General features: G+C 45.9%; 4 protein-coding genes and 1 pseudogene. All 5 read left to right on the forward strand.

Translation table 11 applies throughout. The annotated features are described in order from the left end of the window. Positions 1 to 393 (forward strand): annotated as a pseudogene (locus B3O33_RS13680) (hypothetical protein); the annotation flags it as partial. Next, a complete protein-coding gene (locus B3O33_RS13685) occupies positions 390 to 1,406 on the forward strand; it encodes a vWA domain-containing protein (RefSeq protein WP_292360035.1) in 1,017 nt (338 codons plus the stop codon). The pseudogene B3O33_RS13680 and the gene B3O33_RS13685, both read left to right, overlap by 4 nt. Next, a complete protein-coding gene (locus B3O33_RS13690) occupies positions 1,399 to 1,938 on the forward strand; it encodes an MxaK protein (protein ID WP_292360033.1) in 540 nt (179 codons plus the stop codon). Before B3O33_RS13685 ends, B3O33_RS13690 begins: the two co-directional genes overlap by 8 nt. Beyond that, on the forward strand, positions 1,935 to 2,873 hold the full coding sequence (locus B3O33_RS13695; RefSeq protein ID WP_292360031.1) for a VWA domain-containing protein: 939 nt from the start codon (positions 1,935 to 1,937) through the stop codon (positions 2,871 to 2,873). Before B3O33_RS13690 ends, B3O33_RS13695 begins: the two co-directional genes overlap by 4 nt. An 81-nt stretch (positions 2,874 to 2,954) precedes the next feature. Beyond that, entirely contained in the window at positions 2,955 to 3,968 is a 1,014-nt protein-coding gene (locus tag B3O33_RS13700; protein WP_292363828.1) for a vWA domain-containing protein, read from the forward strand. The last annotated feature ends 2 nt before the right edge of the window (positions 3,969 to 3,970 follow it).

Below are 3,970 nucleotides of genomic sequence, written 5' to 3' on the forward strand. Positions count from 1 at the left end.
AAAAAACTGACTTATGCCACGTTAGTTGCACTGTTAACAACGTTAATTTGGTTAATCTGGCATATAGGTCTGCGTCCCGGCAAACGGTTACCCTTTGCTAAGGCTGTGTTTTCGATGAATAAACTACGCTGGTTCGGTCATAAAGATGTCGATTCGGCTACCCGGGTCATGCACCACGCGTTCAATGAAAGTGCTGGCACGGTAGTGATATACAGTCAGCTGCAACACCTGTGGGACAGCTGCCCCTGGCTGGTGGATTTACAGCCGGAAATCACCCGGTTCTATCAACATTCAGCCTCCCATTATTTCAGCCGGAATCCAATGCAATCGGCAGATTTTGACAGTTTAATCAAACTGGCTCGTGCCTGCCGGGCGAGGGAGAAGATGGCATGATGCTGCTTGGCCTTGAATGGGCTTTCCCCCTGGTTTTGTTGTTGTTGCCAGTGGCATTGTTGCCGTGGTTTAACAATAATCTGGATAAGACAGTGGCCTGGACAGCACTGGTGCCACACGATCCGTTATCCCGAACTATTAGTCTGAGCCTGAAAGTTCTGTCTTCTGTTGTCATTGCTGCTTTATTACTTGCTGTCGCCAGTCCGGCCATACCGGAACGCACTGTGGAACGATTTGGTGAAGGGGCAGAGATTGTTCTGTTGCTGGACCGCAGTCGCAGTATGGATGATGCCTTTGCGGTCACCACACAGGCGGCAAATTACTCGGTTGCCGGGGATAACTCCAAACGTCGTGTTGCTAAAACTTATCTGACCGAATTTGTAAAAAAACGTCCGGATGACCGTTTTGGCTTTGTATTTTTCAGTACCAATTCAATTAATCTGTTGCCACTCACTTATAGTAAGGAAGCCATTCTGTCGACTATTGAAGCGAATTCTTTAGGTAAAGGACTTTCCGATACTAATCTGGCCGATGCATTAATGAATTCAGCCATCATGTTTGAAGATCAGCCTTACCGTGGTGCTCGTATCGTATTACTGGTATCTGATGGTGGTCAATTGATGACAGATGAGGCAATGGAACAGATTACTAAGCGATACAAAGAAATGAATCTGAGTATTTATTGGATTTATCTCAAGTCCAGACAGGAAATGACGCTGGAACCCTCAGAGAATGACAATATTTTGTATACCGATATACCTGAACGCAAAGTCCACGAGTTTTTCAAAACTATCGGCGTGCCTTACCGTGCGTTTGAGGCTGGTTCATTGGAAGAGTTTTCTGATGCGATGGATGAAATTGATGAGCAGCAATATCAAACACTTATTGTTGAAGAGTTGGTGCCTCACGAGCCGAAAGCCGATTGGTTTTTATGGTTAGCATTGCTTGCCATGCTGCCGTTGGCGAGTTCACATCTATACAGTTACTGGGGAGTTCGAAAAGCACATGAGTAACACATTGAAATTATTTCGACTGGCATTACTGGCAACATTGACTATCAGTTTACTGTTGATGGCTTTTACCGGTTGGCAAATATGGCGCCAAGCCAAAATTGAAGCCTTTGTTGCCGCGCCTCAGGATTTCGAATCCATACCTGATCATCCCCGGGCACATTTTGCTCAGGGTGCATACCTGGTGAGTCAGGAAGAAACGGATGCTGCTTTGGAACAATACACCCTGGTGCTGGGCAGTCAGCAAGCTCAGTGGTTGCCTGCAGCTTACTTCAATCGTGGAAATATCAATTTGCGTGAAGCCATGACTATGCAGGTTAGTGATCCTCGGATGATCCCTCTGGTTGAGTTGGCCAAACAGGATTATCGCAGTGCATTAAGGCAACAACCGGAATTCTGGGATGCGCGTTTCAATCTTGAAGTGGCATTACGTTTAGTGCCAGAAGATCCTGATATGGATGGCGATTTCAAAAAGCAGGAAATATACAGCGAACGGAGTATTGAAACCAAGGCATTCAAGGTTGACCTGCCATGAGTTTGAGTTATCCCAAACGCATATTTTTAACGGCATTGGTGATGTTGTTCGGGCTGTTAATGATAATGGCAGCCTTGTGGTTGCCGCCGGTTGATCGTGAAGTGGACGTAATGGACAGCCTGTTTGTCATTGATATCACCGACAGTATGAATGTTCAAGATGTCAGTTTTGCTAACGAAAAGATTAATCGACTGGATTGGGCCAAGGAGTACACCCGCCAGGCGATCCTCAGTATGCCGTGTGGCTCACATGCAGGTCTGGCGATTTTTTCCGAGGCACGTAGTCTGATTTTAATGACGCCGGTCGAAGTGTGTGCCAATTACCATGATCTGATGCAAATGCTGTCGCAATTCCAGCCGACTATGGCCTGGGCCAGATCCAGTGAAGTGTCTAAAGCACTTTATACCGCTATTCGTCAGGCCAAGGAAATTACTCCTCAACCGACAGTGGTGTTTCTGACAGATGGTCATGAGGCTCCCCCGGTACATGAAACGCTGTTTCCTAAGTTTACCGATACCCCCGGTGAAGTCCCAGGAATAATTATTGGTATCGGTGGCAGTGATTTGATGCCGATTCCAAAAACCAATGAGTCTGGTGAGATAGATGGATACTGGGAGATCAACGAAGTCATGCATCGTGATGTTTATGCTTCAAGTCGAGGTGATGCCGCCGAATTGAATGAAAATCGGCCGCGCACTGAGCATTTATCTTCACAAAAGAAATCCCATATGGAGACGGTTGCTAAACGTATTGGTTTTGAGTTTATCTCTTCACCAAAATCACCACAGAATCTGATTAAAGAGATGCAGAAAATTTCTGAAATGCGTCAGCAGCCGGTTAAATATGATCTGTTTGTCTGGCTGGCATCGATTGCTCTGGTTCTGCTGCTTTTGGTCTTTTTGCCCTATAGCCTGTTCAGTAAACAGCATGATTAAGCTGCGGCTGGACTTGATATAACGATGAAATGGATTTTATCGATATGAATTCCCTCTGATTTGGTTAGCCAGCTGTAAAGCATGAGTTGGTCTTATCCATATCTGCTTTATCTGCTGCCTTTGGCAGTTTTGCCATGGCTGAGTCGCAATACGGAAAAACAAATTGTCTGGCAGGCCTTATTACCGCGGGATAGTGTTTCTGCTGTCATTGGTTTGACATTACATGTCTTAGCTTCAGCAACACTGGCTGCATTAATCATGGCTTTGGCAGGACCGCATATTCCTGAACACACTGTACAGCGCAGTGGACAAGGGGCAGAGGTGATTGTTTTACTGGATCGCAGTCGTAGTATGGATCAACCCTTTCACCGTCGTCACAGCTTCCGGTTGTCCACCAAGATGAACTTCAAAGAAAGTAAGCGCAGTGTTGCCCGATATTATCTAACCGAGTTTGTGAACAGCCGTCCGGATGATCGGTTTGGTTATGTCCTGTTCAGCAAACAGGCTGCGGGAATTTTGTCCCTCACCTATAGTAAGGAAACTACGCTGGCGACCATAGAAGCCGGTGGGTTGGGCCGTGGCTTGTCAAAAACAGATATCTCTGTTGCATTAAAAAAAGCCGGTGAAATGTTTGAGGGTGAGGTCTATCGCGGAGCACGGATTGTGCTGCTGATATCTGATGGCGGACAAATTTTATCCACTGAACAGGAACAGCAGATCAGTCAGTTATTACGCGACAACAATCTGAGCTTATATTGGATTTATCTGCGATCAGTGACCGGCATGACTTTAGACGAAATGCCCGGCGAAAGCATTTTGTGGCAGGGCGCACCTGAACGACAGTTACATAGCTTTTTTAAAGACTTAAATGTGCCTTACCGTGCTTTTGAAGCGGGTTCGTTGGAAGAGTTTGCTGAAGCAATGAAAGCGATTGATCAGCAGCATTATCAGACTTTATTGCTTGATGTGAAAATGCCGCGAGAATCTTTAGCTGATTATTTCTTATGGGTTGCTCTTGTCAGTTTGTTGCTGCTTAGTGCATCACAGATATACACTTGGCTGGGCGTAACTCGTGCCTACCGTTCAAAACACTGATG

It is taken from the genome of Methylophaga sp. UBA1464 (assembly GCF_002325665.1).
GTDB lineage: Bacteria > Pseudomonadota > Gammaproteobacteria > Nitrosococcales > Methylophagaceae > Methylophaga.